This window comes from Amycolatopsis sp. NBRC 101858 (assembly GCF_030269325.1).
Classification (GTDB): Bacteria; Actinomycetota; Actinomycetes; order Mycobacteriales; family Pseudonocardiaceae; genus Amycolatopsis; species Amycolatopsis ponsaeliensis.
This window is the reverse complement of sequence record NZ_BSTD01000002.1, coordinates 550,141-566,876: the sequence shown is the minus strand read 5'-3', so window position 1 is coordinate 566,876 and position 16,736 is coordinate 550,141. Positions and strand designations below refer to the sequence as shown.

The following is a 16,736-nucleotide window of genomic DNA, read 5'->3' as shown; positions in this document are numbered from 1 at the left end:
GGTCGGTCACCCGGCTCGGTACTGTCACCAGGTGACTGCGCTGCGCGCACGAAACGGTCACTCCTAGCAGTGAAGGGGCGTGTACTGCGAATATGCGGACGAGTTTAACGTGTCCGCACCCCGGCCCGCGCGGATATCGGTGTGTCGGCGCGCTCACCTCGGCGGGTGATTCACCGCGGTGCGCGCCCGAGCAGGCCCACGAGCCGCGCGGCGGGGCCCGCGCCAGGTCGGCCGTTCGGTGCCGAGCCGCTCGCTCGATCCGGGGGTGACGGGCTGTGCGTGCGCCCGGCGGTGTGGAGACTCAGCGAGTCGGGTGGTTCAGGGGGGTGCGCGCCCGAGCAGGCCCATGAGGCGCGCGGCGGGGCCTGCTCGAGGTCGGCGGTTCGGTATCGAGCCGCTCGTTCGGCCCGGGGGTCGCGTGCGCCCGGTGGTGTGGAGCCTCAGCGAGTTGGCTGATTCAGCGGGGTGCGCGCCCGAGCAGGCCCACGAGCCGCGCGGCGGGGCCCGCGCCGCGGGGGACCGGGACCGGTGGGTCGAAGATGCCCAGCCCCTGCCACTCGTCCACCCACGGCCGGACGACGTCGAGCAGGCGCTCGGCCAGATCGTCGGTCACCGGGCTGGGGAGTCCCAGCGCCGTCGCGAGGTCCCACGCGTGGACGGCCGCGTCGATCGTCATCTGCCAGCCGTACTCGCGGGCGGGCAGCAGCCCCGTCGACACGTGCACCGCGCGTTCCAGCACGCCGTCGTCGAGGAAGGCTTCGCGGGCGGCTTCCGCGGCCGAATCCCAGGCGGACACCGGGTCGGTGCCGAGGACATCGCCGTCGAAGCGGTCGCCCACGTCGTCCAAAGTGGCGCCGGCCAGCAGGGAAGGTGCCCAGAGCTGCTCGGCGACGAGGTGGTTCACCAGGTCGCGGACGGTCCACTCGGTACACGGCGTGCGGCGGCCCCAATCGGCTTCGCCGGCCGCGTGCACCGCGCCGCCGAAGGCCCGCAACGCGTGGCCGTGCGCCTCGAGGAGATCCACGCGGGCCATTTGACCACGAAGGATCAGGCGGTGCCCGGCCGGTGCCGCCGCACGGTTTCCTCGACGAGGTCGAGCACCGGCCCGAGGCCGGCGGCCGGCAGGCCCATCGCCAGGTGCGAGACCAGGCCTTCGAGGACGAGCTCGAGGAACGCGGTGAGGACGTCCACGTCGACGTCGTCGCGCAGGATCCCGGCCTCCCGCTGGCGCAGCAGGCGCAGGCGGGTGGCGGTGGTCAGCTGCTCGGAGCGTTCGGCCCACCGGGCGCGGAATTCCGGGTCGGTGCGCAGCCGCCGCGAGACCTCGAGGCGGGTGCCGAGCCAGTCGGCGGGGTGGTCACCGCCGGCGAGGAGGTCCCGCATCACCTGGACCAGGCCCTGTTCGGCGACGACGTCGGCCATCCGGATGGCGTCGTCCTCGGCGAGGGCGAGGAAGAGCGACTCCTTGTCGCGGAAGTGGTGGAAGATGGCCCCGCGCGACAGCCCGGTGGCTTCCTCCAGGCGCCGGACTGTGGCACCTTCGTAGCCGTAACGTGCGAAGCACACGCGCGAGCCGTCGAGGATCTGGCGCCGGCGTGCGTCGAGGTGATCCTGGCTTACGCGTGGCATCCTGAAATCCTGGCACCGCGGACCGGGATCTCGCAATCCGTACGTACGTACTGTGACCCGGAGTGCCCGGGAACCGAACCCGAGACCCCATCGTCGGAACGTTGCGGCGATTCGCTGACACGGCGTGAGACAGTTGGCTAATCTTTGCACCATCACGGTGGGTGAACTGAGGGGAAGGGGCGGGTCGTGATCATCGGCGAAGCCGGTCAGGCGGCGCAGGCGCTCTGGGGTGACGTCTTGAACACCCCGGGCCGCGTGTACGGCGGCGGCAAGGGCGGCCAGTTCAAGATGGACCCCGAAGAGCTCAACACGGTGATCGGCCAGTGGGAGGACGTGCTCGACAAGATCGTCGAGGACGGCACCAAGATCCAGAGCCTGGTGTATGCGCCCAAGCTGGCGCCGGGCGGTGATGCGGTCAGCGGGAGCTACGCCTCGACGACCGCGGACTCGATCGCCGCTCTGCAGCGGCAGAACGACTCCATGCGCAAGTACGCGCAGGAGTACATCAAGAAGCTCAAGGCGGCGCAGACGAAGACCGTGGCGACCGACCAGGACATGTCCGGCACCTTCAAGGCATAGGCGAACCAACCTCGTGCGAAGCGAAATCCGCGGCCTGGCCGCGATACTGGTCGTCTCCGCGGGACTCGCGGTGGCTTGCACCTCGACGACCGGGGGTGCCGCGTCTCCCGCGCCGAGCACGTCGGCCTCGACGAGTGCCCCCGCCTCGGATCCCGATGTGCCCAAGGTGACCCAGCAGCCCCTCGACGCCGGCAAGTACGCGTCCGACACCTGCGGGGTCCTGCCCGCCGACCTCCTCGCGTCCCTGAAGTACACCGACGCCGGCAAATACCAGGCCGCCGGCGACACGCCGTTGACCGCGGCGGGACCGTCCTGTGCGTGGAAGATCAGCGGCGAGGGAATCGGCCTGCAGGTCATCCTCGGCACCGGGAACCGTGAGCACGGCACGGGCGGATTGGCCGGCACGTACGCCGCGTATCGCGACGGGAAGTTCGTGAGGTTCCTCGAGCACGCTCCGGACATCGAGGGTTACCCGGCCGTGTACGCCGACATCCAGGACGAGCGCCCGATGGGCACCTGCACCCTGGTCGTCGGTATCGCCGACGACCTCTCGTTCAGCGTGCAGGCGCAGGGATACCAAGGCCAGGACGACTCCTGCGCCGTGGCGAACCAGGTCGCGGCCGGGGTCGTCAAGACACTCAAGGGGGCATGACGAGTGGACGGAAAGCAGATCTTCGACAACTTCAGGCAGGGCGATACGTCCGGCCTGCGGCAGACGGCGGAGACGGTCCAGTCGCTGTCCGACGCCTACATGGAGCGAGGGGCGAGCATCAAGGCGCTGCAGTCGCGGATGGTCAGCTCGTGGAGCGGGGACGCGGCCGACGCCGCGAACGCCGGGGCCGGTCCGCTCGAACAGGCCTTCGCGCAGACTGCCGCGCCCCTCGACGTCACCAAGGCTTCGGTCGATTCGCAGGCCGCCGCATTCGACCACTCGAGCAACTCCGTGGTCGAAATCCCGCCGAAGCCCGAGAAGCCCAATCCCTGGACCACCGGGCTCAAGGCCGCCATCCCGATCGCCGGGCCCTTCATGGCCAAGGACGACATCGACGACTACCAAGCGGGCATCGCCAAGTACAACGCCGCCAACGAGACCAACGTCCGTGTCATGGACCAGTACAGCAGCGTCACCAGCGGCACCAGGGCAGTGCTGCCGACGGACTACGGGGTTCTCGAATCCGACGGTGCCGCGATCTCCGTGAACAAGCCGGAGACTCCCGGGCACATCGAGGGCACCGACAAGAACAAGTGGTACCCCGAGAACGGCGGCGGCGACCCCGGCGGCGGCGACCACACCTCGACCACCAGCGTCGACACCACGCACACCGGTGGCCCCGACAAGCCGGGCGGCACGGGTGGCACCGGCGGTACCGGGAGCACCGGCGGAACGGGCGGCACCGGGGGAACGGGCGGCACCGGGGGAACGGGCGGCACCGGTGGCGACGACACCACCCACACGACCGGCACCGGCCGTCCGACCACGACGACCACCCGGCCCGGCCAGACCGGTACCGACCGCCCCGGCAAGACGCCGATCGGCACCGACGGGATCGACTTCTACCCCACCAACACCGGCGGGGGCGGCGGCCAGAACTACTCGAACACCTTCGGCAACGACCCCAACTCGAGCACCGGTGGTCGCGGGCCGAACAGCGGGAACGCCGGCAGCCGGCTGCTCGACTCCAACGGCCGGCCCATCAGCGGAAGCGGCAGCAGCAGCGGCAGCGAATCCGGGAGCGGCGCCGGTCGCGGTACCGGGTCCGGCGCCGCGGGGGAGCGCGGGCTCGGCAGTGGCCGTGGCTCCGGCATGGGCAGTCTCGGCAACGCCGCCGCCGCGGAGGCCGCCGCCGCGCGGTCGGCCGCCGGGCGGTCCGGGCAGATGGGACCCATGGGGGCCGGGGGCCGCCGGGGCGAGGGTGAGGAAGATGATGAACACCAGCGGCCGGACTTCCTGATCGAGGCGGACCCGGACGCCATCTTCGGTACCGACCAGCGGACCAGCCCGCCGGTCATCGGCGAGTAGAGCGAGCAAACGGGTGGACGTGGCAACAGGCCGGGTGGACGTTCCGGTCGAGGCGCTGGCCGCACTGGCCGAGCGCGAGCAGGTCGGTCAGCTGCACATCACGCTGCGCCCGGAGCCGCTGTGGCTCTCGGACGAGGAGCGCGAAGAGGCCGGCAAGCGCATCGACGCCGCCCTGGCCGAAGCCGGGCTGATCGACGCGCGCGGCCGGTCGACCGTCGACTTCCTCGACTGGCTCCCGCTGCTGGTGAGCCCGGCGCGGGAGTGCTACGGCTGGGTCGGGGTCGACGGCCGCACCTACGGTGTGCTCGCCGCCGCGAAAGGACTGCAGGCGGTCCTGGCCGTCTCCGACGGGACGCGGGTCGGTGTCCAGGAGATCGACCGGAACCGGCTCGCCGAGTCGCTCGTCGAGCAGCTGCCGCCGATGGGCGCGGGCGGCGGGCGCCCGCGCAGCGTCCGGGTGGCGGACCTGACCGAGGCAGCGCGCCGTGGCCAGGACGCCTACCCGCTCGACCCGGCGGTCGCCGACGTCGTCAGCCTCGTGCAGCGCCCGGTCTCGGGCAGCGGGGAGCTCTACGTCGGCCGCCGGGACGACGTCGGGCGCCACACCTGCCTGCGGCAGCCGCTGCACTACGCCGACACGGACTGGGGCCGCTACCTCAGCTACACCTCGGGCGCGGGCGAGGACGCCGTCATCCACATCGGCCCGGCGGGCCCGCGCGATCTGGCCGACACGCTCATGGAACTGGCCGTCGACCTCGTCTGAGCCGCGGCCCCGGCGAAAAAGGGGCCGCGGCGGGTGTCTTCCGGCGGTAATGTGACAGCGCTGTTGTATCCGGTGGAAGGACGCGCTGATGGCTGGGCTGTACCCCGAGATCGAACCCTACGAGCACGGTCTGCTCGACGTCGGCGACGGGCACGAGATCTACTGGGAGACCTGCGGGAACCCGGACGGGAAGCCGGCGCTCGTCGTGCACGGGGGCCCGGGCTCGGGCTGCTCGACGAACCTCCGCCGGTACTTCGACCCGGCGAAGTACCGGGTCGTGCTCGTCGACCAGCGCGGCTGCGGCCGCAGCACCCCGCACGCCGGCGCCCCGGTCGCCGACCTCTCCGCCAACACCACCGACCACCTGGTCGCCGACTTCGAGCTGCTGCGCACCCGGCTGGGCGTCGAGAAGTGGCTGCTGTTCGGCGGTTCCTGGGGGTGCGTGCTGAGCCTGACGTACGCGCTGCGCCACCCCGGCCGCGTCAGCGAGCTGGTGCTGATGGGCCTGGCGACCGACCGCTTCATCGAGATCGAGATGCTCATCCGCGGTCTCGGCGCGTACTTCCCGGAGGGCTTCGCGAAGTTCCGCGAGGGAGTGCCGGAGCACGACCGCGACGGCGACCTGTCCGCCGCCTACCACCGGCTGCTGATGGATCCCGACCCGGCGGTCCACCACAAGGCGGCCGACGACTGGTGCGCCTGGGAGGACGCGATGCTCCCGGGCGTGCCCCCGCACAAGAGCTTCGAGGACCCGGCCTACCGGCTCTGCTTCGCGCGGCTAGTCACGCACTACTTCAGCAACCGGGCGTTCCTGCCCGACGGCGAGATCCTGCGGAACCTCGGCAAGCTCGCCGGCGTCCCCGCGGTGCTGGCGCAAGGCGTGCTCGACACGAGCAACATCGTCGGCACGCCCTGGCTGCTGCACCACGGCTGGCCGGGCAGCGAGCTGGTGCTGCTGGAGAACATCGGGCATTCCACGCAGGACACGCCGATGCAGGACGTCCTGGTCGGGGCCACCGACCGGTTCGCGGGCTGAGGGATTCCGCGCGGCGCCGGCCCGACGGGCGCCGCGCGGACCCCCGGTTCACGGGATGAGCAGTGCCGGCTCACCTTCCGGGGCGAGCGCCGCCTCGGCACGCTGGGCCCGGGTCGTCTCGGCGAGCCGCAGCCCGGTGATGCGCAGCGGCAGCCGGTCCATGTTCCACTCGGCCAGCAGGAGCGCGACCTTCGCCTGCATCTCGGTGCGCAGCCGCAGGAACGAGTCGGCCGGGTCCGCGCCGACCTCGCCCAGCAGCAGCCACCACGCCCACGCCGCCGCGCCCGCGTTGGCGACGAAGTCCGGCACGACCGCGACACCGCGGGCCGAGAGCGCGGCTTCCGCTTCCGGCGTCGTCGCCGCGTTGGCCGCCTCGACGACCACGGACGCCTTGACCAGGTTCTCGTTGTCCGGCCGCAGCGCGTAGGAGATCGCGGCCGGCACGAAGATGTCCGCGTCGATCCCGACGACCGCCTCGCGCGGCAGCGACCGCACGCCTTCCGGCAGCCGGGTGCGATCGACCTCGCCGAAGCGGTCGCGCAGCTCCAGCAGCGCCGGGACGTCGAGGCCCACCGGGTCGTACAGCGTGCCCGCGGCGTCGGCCACTGCGACCACCTTCATCCCGGCTTCGTGCAGGTACCAGGCCGCGCCGCCGCCCATGGTGCCGATGCCCTGGATCGCCACGGTCGTCTCGCGCACGTCCCAGTCCCACGCCGCCGCGACGCCGAGGCACGCCTGCGCCACGCCGTAGCCGCCGACGACGTCGCCGAGCAGCAGCCCGCCGGGCACCGGCGCGTTGAGGCCCGCCTGCACCCGGCGCAGGGTGCGCGCCGGATCGGCCGAACGGGCGATCGCCGCGTGGTACGACTGCTCGAGCCCGAGCTCGGCGAACACCTCGTCGATCAGGTGCTGGGGCACGCCGAGGTCCTCGGCGGTCACCCAGTGCGCGTCGAGCCAGGGCCGCAGGAACGCGCAGAACCGCTTCAGCACGCCGAACGCCCGCGGGTCCTTCGGGTCGAAGTCGATGCCGCCCTTCGCCCCGCCGACCGGCAGGTTGAAGGTCGCGGTCTTGTTGGCCATGCCCCGGGCGAGGTCTTCTACCTCGCTCATCGTGCAGCCCGCCCGCATCCGGGTGCCGCCGGTGGCGACGCCGGAGACCAGGCTGTGCACGACCAGGTAGCCGTTGGCGCCGGTGATGGGGTCGGTCCAGGTCAGTCGCATCAGCGGCTCGGCATTGCGCGGGGTCATCAGGGCCACTCACCTCCAGGGAAGTCCGGGGCGGTCCGGCGACCGCCCCACCGAGCGTGCGCCCCGGGTGGCCCTCGCGTCCATTTAACGCTGCTGCACGATCTCGTTTAGGTTTGGTGCATGGAGCTTTCGTTGCATCGGTTGAGGATGCTCCGCGAGCTGCAGCGCCGAGGCACCGTCACCGCAGCCGCGGCGGCCCTGCACTACACCGCTTCGGCGGTGTCGCAGCAGCTTGCGCAGCTGGAACGGGACGTGGGAGCCAAGCTGTTCGAACGGCTCGGGCGGCGCGTCCAGCTGACCGAGCTGGGCAAGCTGCTGACCGAGCACGCGGAGGAGATCCTCGGCTCGGTGGAGCGCGCGACGCTCGCCCTGGAGGAGGCCCAGGAGGCCCGCACGGTCCGGCTGGTGGCCGGCGTGTGGGCGTCAGTGGCCTCCGGGCTGCTCCCGACGGCGCTGACCGCCCTGGCCGGCGAGCACCCCGGCATCGAGGTGCGCACCCGCGAGCTGGCGCCGGAGGACACCGCCGAAGCCGTCCGCGACGGCACGCTCGACCTTTCGTTCGTCATCGACTACTCCGACACGCCGACGGCGTGGGACGCCGGGCTGGAACGCGCGGTCGTCGCCGTCGAGCGGCTGCACGCCGCCGTGCCGCGGGGCGCGGTCCCGTCGGGGTCGGCCTCCCTGGACGACCTCGCCGAGCACCCGTGGATCCTGGCCAGCCCGAAGTCGCACTTCGGCCGGGCGATGCGCACGGCCTGCCGGCGCCACGGCTTCTCCCCGAAGATCAACCACGAGGTCGAAGAGCAGTCCACGGCGATGGCGATGGTGGGGGCCGGGCTCGGCGTCACCCTGGTTTCCGACCTGGGCCTGCGGCTGCTGCGGCCGCCCGGGATCGACGTCGTCGCGCTCACCACGCCCCTGCTGCGGACGGTGTCGATCGCCTACCGGCGCACCGCGTTCCGGCGGCCGGCGCTGCACCTGGTGATCGACGCCGTCCGGGCCTCGGCGGCCGAGCTGGGGCTGGGCACCGAATCCGCTTTGCCCTGATCCGGGACTTCTTACGGAGTGGTGAACCGGTCCCGCTGCGCAAGATCCGGCCTGATTTTGTCGTACCCCGCGTGTAGCGTCCGAAGTCAAGAAGTTCCACCACCCGGAACAAGGACGGACATGACAGAAGCGTCTACGGTGCACGACTTTCCCGAGAAGTCGGGAAGTGCGTCGAACCGCACCGCGCGGGTCCTGGCGGACCGCGCGGCGGGGGAGGCGTACGTGGCATCGGTGTGCTTCAAGCACGGCCCACCGCGCCTGATCGGCGTCGAGCTGGAGTTCACCGTGCACCACGCCGACGACCCGGCCAGATCGCTCGATCCCGACCTCCTCGCCACGGCGCTGGGCCCGCACACCCCGCGGACCCTCCGCCCCGACAGCCCCGCTGCACCGCTCCCGGCAGGTTCACCAGTGAGCCTCGAGCCCGGGTGCCAGGTCGAAATCTCCGCTCTTCCCCAGGCCTCCCTGCGCGACCTCGACGCAGTGGTCACGGCCGACCTCCACCACCTGCGTGACCGCCTCGCCCGGCACGGCCTCGTGCTGGGCGAATCGGGCATCGACGCCCACCGGCCGCCCCGGCGGATCCTGCACACGCCGCGCTACGCGGCGATGGAGAGCCGGTTCGCGCCGATCGGGCCCGGCGGCATCACCATGATGTGCAGCACCGCCGGCCTGCAGGTGTGCCTCGACGCCGGGGAGGCCGAGCACCACGCCGCCCGGTGGTCGGCCGCGCACGCCATGGGCCCGCCGCTGCTCGCCCTCTTCGCCAACTCCCGCGTCCACGCCGGGCGCGACACGGGGCTGGCGTCCGCCCGCTGGCTCGCGGTGCACGACACGGAGCCGGTGCGCACGCGCACGGCGGCCGTGGCGGGCGAGCCGGCGGCGGAGTGGGCCACGCGGATGATGGACACCCCGCTGATGGTCCTGCCCCGGCCGGACCGGCCGTGGGACGCGCCGGAGGGGCTGACGTTCGCCGACTGGATCGACGGCCGGGGCGCGGCGTCCCTGCTGCCGAGGCCGACGGTGGCGGACCTCGACTACCACCTCACCACGATGTTCACCCCGGTCCGCCCGCAGGGGTACCTGGAGATCCGGTACCTCGACGCGCAGCCGCCCGGCGAATGGCTGGCACCGGTGGCCCTGGTCGCCGCGCTGCTCGCCCGTCCGTCCACTGTGGAGCAGGTGCGCGACCTCTGCGCACCGGTCGCCGACCGCTGGACCACGGCGGCGCGGCGTGGCCTGGCGGATCCGGAGCTGGCGGCGGCCGCGGCGGCACTGGCCGACCTCGGCTGTGCCGAGCTGGGTGCCACCGGGCTGGCGGAGGAGTCGATCGCCGAGATCAGCAAGAGCGTGCAGGGGCGCGCGTACCGATCGAGGAGCCGAGCATGAGCACGGAAGCACTGGGTGACCTGAGCGCGCAGGACCTGCGCGCCCGGGCCGCCGAAGCCCTGACCCGGGCCCGCGCGCGCAGTGTCGCGCTGACCGACGCGGTCGACGACGAAGACCTGGTCCGCCAGCACTCCAAGCTGATGTCGCCGCTGGTCTGGGACCTGGCGCACATCGGCGTCCAGGAGGAGCTGTGGCTGGTCCGCGACGTCGGCGGCCGGGAGCCGCTGCGGCCGGACATCGACGACATCTACGACGCGTTCCAGCACGCCCGCGCCGACCGGCCGGAGCTGCCGCTGCTCGGCCCGGCCGAGGCGCGTGCGTACGTCAAGCAGGTCCGCGAAAAGGCGTTCGACGTGCTGGAACACGCGCCGATGGAGGGCCGGCGGCTGACCGAGCAGGCCTTCGCGTTCGGCATGATCACCCAGCACGAGCAGCAGCACGACGAAACCATGCTGGCCACCCACCAGCTGCGCAAGGGCGACCCGGTGCTGCACGCGCCCGAGCCGCCGCCCGCCCGGTCGGGTGCCCTCCCGGCGGAGGTCCTCGTGCCGGGCGGCGCGTTCACGATGGGCACCTCGGCCGAGCCGTGGGCGCTGGACAACGAGCGCCCGGCGCACGAGCTCGCCGTCGAGGCGTTCTGGCTGGACACGACCCCGGTGACGTGCGGGGCCTACGCCGAGTTCCTCGACAGTGGCGGCTACGACGACGAGCAGTGGTGGAGCCCGGGCGGCTGGGCCTACCGGACCGAGAACGGCATCAGCGCACCGCGCTTCTGGAACCGGGAGCAGGACGGCTGGTGGCGGACCCGGTTCGGCGTCCACGAGCGCATCACGGCCGACGAGCCGGTCGTGCACGTCTCCTACTACGAAGCCGAGGCGTACGCGGCCTGGGCCGGGCGGCGGCTGCCGACCGAGGCCGAGTGGGAGAAGGCCGCCCGGTTCGACCCGGCCACCGGCCGCTCGCGGCGGTTCCCGTGGGGTGACGAGGAGCCGTCGGCCGAGCACGCCAACCTCGGCCAGCGCCACCTGCGTCCGGCGCCCGCGGGGGCGTACCCGGCCGGCGCGTCGCCGACCGGCGTGCACCAGCTGATCGGCGACGTCTGGGAGTGGACGAGCACGGACTTCCACGGCTACCCGGGCTTCGCGCCGTTCCCGTACCGGGAGTACTCCGAGGTGTTCTTCGGCCCGGAGTACAAGGTGCTGCGCGGCGGCTCGTTCGGCACCGACTCGGCGGCGATCCGGGGCACGTTCCGCAACTGGGACTACCCGATCCGGCGGCAGATCTTCGCCGGCTTCCGCACCGCCCGCGACGCGGCACCCGGCGAGGTGGGCTAGGCGCCATGTGCAGGCACATCGCCTACCTCGGCGAGCCGCTTTCGCCCGCCGAGGCGGTCTTTCGCGCGCCGCATTCCCTGCTGGTGCAGTCCTACGCGCCGGCGGACATGCGCGGGGGCGGCTCGGTCAACGCCGACGGGTTCGGGCTGGGGTGGTACCCCGGCCCGGGCTCCGAGCCGCTCCGGCACCGGCGGTCCACTCCACTGTGGACAGATGAGACGCTGCCGCCGCTGGCCGCGTCGGTGACCTCGGGCGCGTTCGTCGCCGCGGTCCGCAACGGCACCACCGGCATGCCGGTGACCGAAGCGGCCGCGGCGCCGTTCACCGCGGGGCGCTGGCTGTTCAGCCACAACGGCGTCGTCCGCGGCTGGCCGGACTCGCTGGCCGAAGCGGCCAAGACCCTGCCCGTCACCGAACTGCTGACCCTGGAGGCGCCGACGGACTCGGCGGTGCTCTGGGCCCTGCTGCGGGCCCGCCTGGCGGCGGGGGAGGACCCGCTGACGGCGGTGGCGGAGCTGAGCGCCGCCGTCGAGGCGGCCGCGCCCGGCTCCCGGCTCAACTTCCTGCTCACCGACGGCGAAACGCTGATCGGTACCGCCTGGACGCACGCGCTGTCCCTGCTGGAGACCCCGGCGGGCGTGCTGCTGGCGTCCGAACCCCTGGACGGCGATCCGCGCTGGAAACCCGTCCCGGACCACCACGCCGTGCGCGCCACCGCGGCCGGCGTCGACCTGCTTCCCCTGACCCTGGAAGGCACCCTGTCATGACCGAAGTCGATCTGGACCACCACCGTTCCGGCGACGCCGTCACCGCGGAACTGCGCGCGGACGTCGTCGCCGGGCTGACTGCCGAGCGGAAGTGGCTGCCGCCCAAGTGGTTCTACGACGCCGAAGGCAGTGAGCTCTTCGAGAAGATCACCCAGCTGCCGGAGTACTACCCGACCCGCAGCGAGCGCGAGGTGCTGGCCGGGCACGCCGGTGACGTCGCGGAGCTGACCGGCGCGCACACGCTCGTCGAGCTCGGGTCCGGGTCGAGCGAGAAGACCCGGCTGCTGCTCGACGCGCTCACCGGGCACGGGACGCTGGAGGCGTTCGTGCCGCTGGACGTGTCCGAGTCCGCGCTCGCCGAGGCCGCCGAGGCGATCTCGAAGGACTACCCGGGACTCACCGTGCGCGGGGTCGTCGGCGACTTCACCCAGCACCTCGACCTGCTGCCCGGCGGCCAGCCGCGGGTGGTGGCGTTCCTCGGCGGCACGATCGGCAACTTCCTGCCCGCCGAGCGCGCGGTCTTCCTGCGGTCGGTGCGGGAAGTGCTCGACGAGGGGGAGTGGCTGCTGCTCGGCACCGACCTGGTCAAGGACCCGGGCATCCTGGAGCGCGCCTACGACGACGCGGCCGGCGTCACGGGCGAGTTCAACAAGAACGTGCTGCGGGTGATCAACGCGCGGCTCGGCGCGAACTTCGACCTCGACGAGTTCGAGCACGTCTCGCACTGGGACGCGGAGAACGAGTGGATCGAGATGCGGCTGCGCGCTCGGCGCGCGCTCACGGTCCGGATCCCGGGCGCGGACCTCACGGTGGAGTTCGCCGAGGGGGAGCACGTCCGCACGGAGATCTCGGCGAAGTTCCGCCCGAGTGGCGTCGAAGCGGAGCTGGCCGCGGCCGGGTTCGTGCTCGACCGCTGGTGGACCGACTCGCAGCAGCGGTTCGGGGTGAGCCTGGCAAGATCTGTGCGTGGCTAATCCTCTCCGGGCACTCGCCCGGGCCGTCGGCACCAAGCCGTGGCTGATGCGCACGGCCGGGTTCGTCGTGTGGGCGGACAAGAAACTGCACAAGGCGTTCGGCGGCCGGGTGAGCCTCGTGGCGCTCGCCGGGCTGCCGTCGCTGCGCCTCACGACGACCGGCCGCAAGAGCGGGCTGCCCCGGAGCACGAACCTGCTCTACTTCCCGCACGGCGACGACTTGGTGCTGACGGCGTCCAACTGGGGCCGCCCGAACGACCCGGCGTGGGCGTTGAACCTCCGCGCGAACCCGCGGGCGGAGGTGGCCATCGGCGGGCGGGCGGCCGAGGTGGCGGCCCGCGAGCTGACCGGCGAGGAGTACGCGGCGATGTGGGCGGAGCTGCTGGAGTTCTGGCCGGGCTACGCGATGGAGCAGGAGGAAGCCGGGCGGCCGTTGCCCGTTTTCGTACTCAAACGGCCTGCTCGATAGGTTCCCACCATCCTTTTGGCCGGTGCCGGGATTCACCGGTTTGTGCCAGGGTCTCCCGGGTAACGCGCCGTGACGTCTCGACCGCGCGGCGCTGTGCACGTCCACGGGATGTGCGTGACCTAGGGAGGAGATCTCTTGCCGAGATCCACACAGGGCCGGGTGCGGTCGTTCGCGCTGGTGGGGGCGCTCGTGGCCGGCGTGGGACTGGCCGGGACGGCCGGGACCGCAGCGGCGGCCGAAGACGCGGTGGCCAAGCCGGCCGTCGTCGGCGCGACCGCCGCCGTCAACTGGGGCACCTGCTCGAGCGACACCCTCGCCGGCGTGCCCGCGGACCAGGTCAAGTTCTACAGCTGCGCCCGCTACCGCGTGCCGATCGACCACGACAACGCCTCGCTGGGCACCATCGACATCGCGCTGCTCAAGCGTGCCGCCCGCACCCCGGCCACCCGCGTCGGCTCGCTGTTCCTCAACCCCGGCGGCCCCGGTGGCTCGGGCCTGCGGATGCCGATCAGCGGCCAGTTCTACTTCCAGCCGCAGGTGCTCGACCGCTTCGACCTCGTCGGGTTCGACCCGCGCGGGGTCGGCCAGAGCAACCCGCTGCGCTGCTTCACCACCCAGGAAGACGCCGACGAGGTCTTCGGCGCCCAGATCCCGGTGCCGCTGAGCCGCGCCGAGATCTCCGGCACCCTCGCCAGCTACCGCGACTACGGCAAGTTCTGCAAGAACAACGCCGGTTCGCTGCTGAACCACATGTCCACCAAGGACGTCGTGCGCGACCTCGACACGCTGCGCGCGGCGGTCGGCGACCAGAAGCTGACCTACGTCGGCTTCTCCTACGGGACGCTCATCGGCTCGACCTACACGTCGATGTTCCCGAAGCAGTCGCGCGCGATCGTCATCGACGGCAACGTCGACCCGGCGCTGCGCACCAGTGACGGCGTGCAGTACGACCGGGAACGCGCGCAGGGCTTCGAGATCTCGCTCGACGGGTTCCTCAAGCGCTGCGACCAGGCCGGCGCCAAGTGCGCGTTCAGCGACGGTACCCCGCGGGCCAAGTTCGACGAACTGCGCGAGTACCTCCGCAAGCAGCCGATCACCCTCCCGGGTGGCGGCACGGTGGACATCAACGCGTTCACCGGCGGGGTTTCGAGCGTCCTGTACTCGCCGTCGGCGTTCCCCGGCCTGGCCGAGGACCTGCAGGCGCTCTACACCGCGATCCACCCGGCGGGTGCGCAGGCGCAGACGCTGCAGGCCAGGTCGCTGAAGGTGCTCACCGGCGGCAAGCAGGGCCTGGCCGACCAGAACCCGGACAGCCCCTACACCAGTGACGACTCGTACTTCGCCGTCAACTGCTCCGACAAGCCGTTCAAGATCAAGCAGGAGCAGGTGCCGGACATCGCCGCGAAGTGGGAGCGCGAGTCGCGCACCTTCGGCCGCTACCAGGCGTTCGCCGACACGGCGGGCTGCCCGGTGTGGCCGGCGAAGAAGCCGGACGTCTACCGCGGCCCGTGGCGGGCCAAGACCGACGTCCCGGTGGTCGTGGTGAGCAACTACTACGACCCGGCGACGCAGTACAAGTTCGGCCAGCGGATGGCGGCCGAGCTCGGCAACTCGCGGCTGCTGTCGGTCGACGCGTTCGGCCACTGCATCCTCGGCGACGCCCTGGGCGTCGACAAGGCCGTGGCGGACTACCTGACCGACCTCAAGGTCCCGGCCAACGGGCAGGTGTTCCAGCCGAACGTCCAGCCGTTCGAGACCGCGTAACGACGCACGACCGACGGGCCGGGGTGAAGCTGTCGCCCCGGCCCGTTCTCACGCCCGGAGCAGCCGGTCGAGCAGGTCCGCGGCGGCCGCTTCGGCCTCCACCGCGGCGCTCGCCCGGTCGTCCGACCGGGCGACCAGCATGGCGATCTCGTTCAGCCCGGCGAGCAGCACGTGCGCGAAGTAGTCGACGCGCACCGGAGCCAGCCGGCCCTCGGCGGCCGCGAGCCGCAACGCGACCTTGAGCTTGCCGAGCGTGCGTGCTTCGTCGCCTTCGCGCCAGCGCTGCCAGCCGAGCACGGCCGGCGCGTCGATGAGCATCACTTGCCGCACCACGGGATCCGCGGCGCTCCGGATCCACGTCAGGCAGGCGGTGCGCAACGCCGTCGCCGGGTCGTCCAGGCCTTCGACGGCCTTGACGCCTTCCGCTTCGACGCGGTCGTAGACGGTGTCCAGGACCGCGGCGAACAGCGCGTCCTTGCCGGGGAAGTGGTGGTAGAGCGCGCCCCGGCTCACGTCGGCGGCCCGCAGGACGGCCTCGATCGAGGTGCCGTCGTAGCCGTGTTCGGTGAACAGGCCGGTGGCGACCGCGACGAGGTGCTCGCGGGTCGCCTGGCCGCGGTCGATCTTCTTGTTCATGCGGGTCGGCAGCCTCCGTCGTTGACAAACCGACTGACGGTCTGTTCATACTAGACCGTCAGTCGGTTTACTTCTGGAGGGACTGTACCGATGGAGCTGCGAACCTGGGAGAACCACCGCGGGCGCGTGTCGACGGCGTCCGGCGACGTGAGCTACACCGACGTCGGCGAGGGACCGGTCGCGCTCTTCGTGCACGGCGCGGGGACGAACAACCTGTTGTGGCGCAAGGCGATCGGCGAACTGGCGGGGGAGCGGAGGTGCCTCGCACCCGACCTGCCGGGCCACGGCGCCTCGCCGGTGACCGCCGATCAGGACCTGAGCCTGAACGGCCTGGCGCGGCTGCTCGGCGACTTCTGCGAGTCGCTGGAACTGGGCGACCTCGACGTCGTCGGCAACGACACCGGCGGCGCCGTCGCGCAGGTCTTCGCCGTGCACCACGCCGACCGGCTCCGGACGCTCACCCTGACCAACTGCGACACCCAGGGCAACCTGCCGCCCGAGGCGTTCCGCCCGGTCGTCGAGCTGGCCGAACGCGGGCAGCTCGCGCCGCTGTCGGTCCGGCTCGCCGCCGACCCGCAGCAGGCGCGCACCGGGGTGCTGGCCGGTGGCTACGAGCAGCCGGACCGCGTACCGGACGAGGTCCTGAACGCGTTCGTCCGCCCGGTGTTCGGCACCCTCGACGCGGCCCGGCAGTTCGAGCGCCTGCTGACGTCGGTCCGCGGCGAGGAACTGGACGCCATCGAGCCGCTGCTCAAGGAGTTCCGCGTGCCGACGCTGCTGGTCTGGGGCACCGGCGACCCGAACTTCGGGATCGAGTGGGCACACCGGTTCGCCGCCGCCGTCCCGGGCGTCACCGAAGTCGTCGAGGTGCCCGGCGCGAAGTTGTTCTTCCCGGACGAGCGCCCCGAAGACCTCGTCCCGCACCTGCGCCGGCACTGGGCGTAGTGATCATCACAACCGGGGCCCGCCTGCCTCGGCTAAGGTGGGTGCCGGTGATCAACCACGAGCAACGGAAGCGAGGTGAGCGGCACATGCCAGCGGACAGTCCTGCGACGACCGGGCGTGCGCTCACCGGAGGCTT

General features: G+C 72.1%; 17 protein-coding genes. 13 read left to right on the top strand and 4 right to left on the bottom strand.

The genetic code is table 11. The features are described 5' to 3' along the window. Nucleotides 1-457 precede the first annotated feature (457 nt). Complete coding sequence (locus QSK39_RS15880) at nucleotides 458-1,024, bottom strand: TIGR03086 family metal-binding protein (RefSeq protein ID WP_285478504.1); 567 nt, start codon at nucleotides 1,022-1,024, stop codon at nucleotides 458-460. 23 nt (nucleotides 1,025-1,047) lie between these two features. Next, entirely contained in the window at nucleotides 1,048-1,629 is a 582-nt protein-coding gene (locus tag QSK39_RS15875) for a TetR/AcrR family transcriptional regulator (RefSeq protein ID WP_284749347.1), read from the bottom strand. Nucleotides 1,630-1,815: 186 nt separating this feature from the next. On the opposite strand from QSK39_RS15875, the gene QSK39_RS15870 reads away from it, so the two are divergent. From QSK39_RS15870 to pip, 5 genes are all read left to right on the top strand, one after another. Beyond that, the gene (locus tag QSK39_RS15870) at nucleotides 1,816-2,208 is read left to right on the top strand and encodes a hypothetical protein (protein ID WP_285478503.1); all 393 of its coding nucleotides are present in this window, start codon (nucleotides 1,816-1,818) and stop codon (nucleotides 2,206-2,208) included. Nucleotides 2,209-2,221: 13 nt separating this feature from the next. Beyond that, on the top strand, nucleotides 2,222-2,860 hold the full coding sequence (locus tag QSK39_RS15865; protein ID WP_285478502.1) for a DUF3558 domain-containing protein: 639 nt from the start codon (nucleotides 2,222-2,224) through the stop codon (nucleotides 2,858-2,860). A 3-nt stretch (nucleotides 2,861-2,863) separates the two neighbouring features. Continuing rightward, nucleotides 2,864-4,228 carry a WXG100 family type VII secretion target gene (locus tag QSK39_RS15860; RefSeq protein ID WP_285478501.1) on the top strand — a complete coding sequence of 455 codons (1,365 nt, stop codon included), beginning with the start codon at nucleotides 2,864-2,866 and terminating at the stop codon, nucleotides 4,226-4,228. Nucleotides 4,229-4,262: 34 nt separating this feature from the next. Beyond that, nucleotides 4,263-4,991 carry an ESX secretion-associated protein EspG gene (locus tag QSK39_RS15855; protein ID WP_285479913.1) on the top strand — a complete coding sequence of 243 codons (729 nt, stop codon included), beginning with the start codon at nucleotides 4,263-4,265 and terminating at the stop codon, nucleotides 4,989-4,991. Between the two features lie 88 nt (nucleotides 4,992-5,079). Further along, nucleotides 5,080-6,027, top strand: a complete 948-nt coding sequence (gene pip, locus QSK39_RS15850) for a prolyl aminopeptidase (protein WP_285478500.1) — start codon at nucleotides 5,080-5,082, stop codon at nucleotides 6,025-6,027. A gap of 48 nt (nucleotides 6,028-6,075) precedes the next feature. Here the strand turns inward: pip and QSK39_RS15845 are convergent, their stop codons facing one another. Then, the gene (locus tag QSK39_RS15845; protein WP_285478499.1) at nucleotides 6,076-7,275 is read right to left on the bottom strand and encodes a Glu/Leu/Phe/Val dehydrogenase dimerization domain-containing protein; all 1,200 of its coding nucleotides are present in this window, start codon (nucleotides 7,273-7,275) and stop codon (nucleotides 6,076-6,078) included. 120 nt (nucleotides 7,276-7,395) lie between these two features. Here QSK39_RS15845 and QSK39_RS15840 point away from each other — a divergent pair, with 120 nt between their 5' ends. The 7 genes from QSK39_RS15840 to QSK39_RS15810 all read left to right on the top strand — a co-directional run bounded on the left by QSK39_RS15840 (nucleotide 7,396) and on the right by QSK39_RS15810 (nucleotide 15,019). Then, nucleotides 7,396-8,322: a LysR family transcriptional regulator gene (locus tag QSK39_RS15840; protein ID WP_285478498.1), complete on the top strand. Its 927-nt coding sequence runs from the start codon at nucleotides 7,396-7,398 to the stop codon at nucleotides 8,320-8,322. 120 nt (nucleotides 8,323-8,442) lie between these two features. Beyond that, nucleotides 8,443-9,711, top strand: a complete 1,269-nt coding sequence (locus tag QSK39_RS15835) for a glutamate-cysteine ligase family protein (RefSeq protein ID WP_285478497.1) — start codon at nucleotides 8,443-8,445, stop codon at nucleotides 9,709-9,711. Next, nucleotides 9,708-11,045 (top strand): ergothioneine biosynthesis protein EgtB, encoded by a 1,338-nt coding sequence (gene egtB, locus QSK39_RS15830; protein WP_285478496.1) that lies wholly within the window; start codon nucleotides 9,708-9,710, stop codon nucleotides 11,043-11,045. The genes QSK39_RS15835 and egtB overlap by 4 nt, the downstream gene beginning before the upstream one ends. 5 nt (nucleotides 11,046-11,050) lie before the next feature. Beyond that, on the top strand, nucleotides 11,051-11,812 hold the full coding sequence (gene egtC / locus QSK39_RS15825) for an ergothioneine biosynthesis protein EgtC (protein WP_285478495.1): 762 nt from the start codon (nucleotides 11,051-11,053) through the stop codon (nucleotides 11,810-11,812). Then, nucleotides 11,809-12,786, top strand: coding sequence for an L-histidine N(alpha)-methyltransferase (gene egtD / locus QSK39_RS15820; RefSeq protein WP_285478494.1), 978 nt, complete (start codon nucleotides 11,809-11,811; stop codon nucleotides 12,784-12,786). Before egtC ends, egtD begins: the two co-directional genes overlap by 4 nt. A 46-nt stretch (nucleotides 12,787-12,832) precedes the next feature. After that, complete coding sequence (locus tag QSK39_RS15815; protein ID WP_285479912.1) at nucleotides 12,833-13,255, top strand: nitroreductase family deazaflavin-dependent oxidoreductase; 423 nt, start codon at nucleotides 12,833-12,835, stop codon at nucleotides 13,253-13,255. 159 nt (nucleotides 13,256-13,414) lie between these two features. Continuing rightward, on the top strand, nucleotides 13,415-15,019 hold the full coding sequence (locus QSK39_RS15810) for an alpha/beta hydrolase (protein ID WP_285479911.1): 1,605 nt from the start codon (nucleotides 13,415-13,417) through the stop codon (nucleotides 15,017-15,019). A gap of 48 nt (nucleotides 15,020-15,067) precedes the next feature. On the opposite strand, the gene QSK39_RS15805 is transcribed toward QSK39_RS15810, so the two are convergent. After that, entirely contained in the window at nucleotides 15,068-15,655 is a 588-nt protein-coding gene (locus QSK39_RS15805; protein ID WP_285478493.1) for a TetR/AcrR family transcriptional regulator, read from the bottom strand. A 90-nt stretch (nucleotides 15,656-15,745) separates the two neighbouring features. On the opposite strand from QSK39_RS15805, the gene QSK39_RS15800 reads away from it, so the two are divergent. Then, entirely contained in the window at nucleotides 15,746-16,600 is an 855-nt protein-coding gene (locus tag QSK39_RS15800; RefSeq protein WP_285478492.1) for an alpha/beta fold hydrolase, read from the top strand. Nucleotides 16,601-16,736 lie beyond the last annotated feature (136 nt).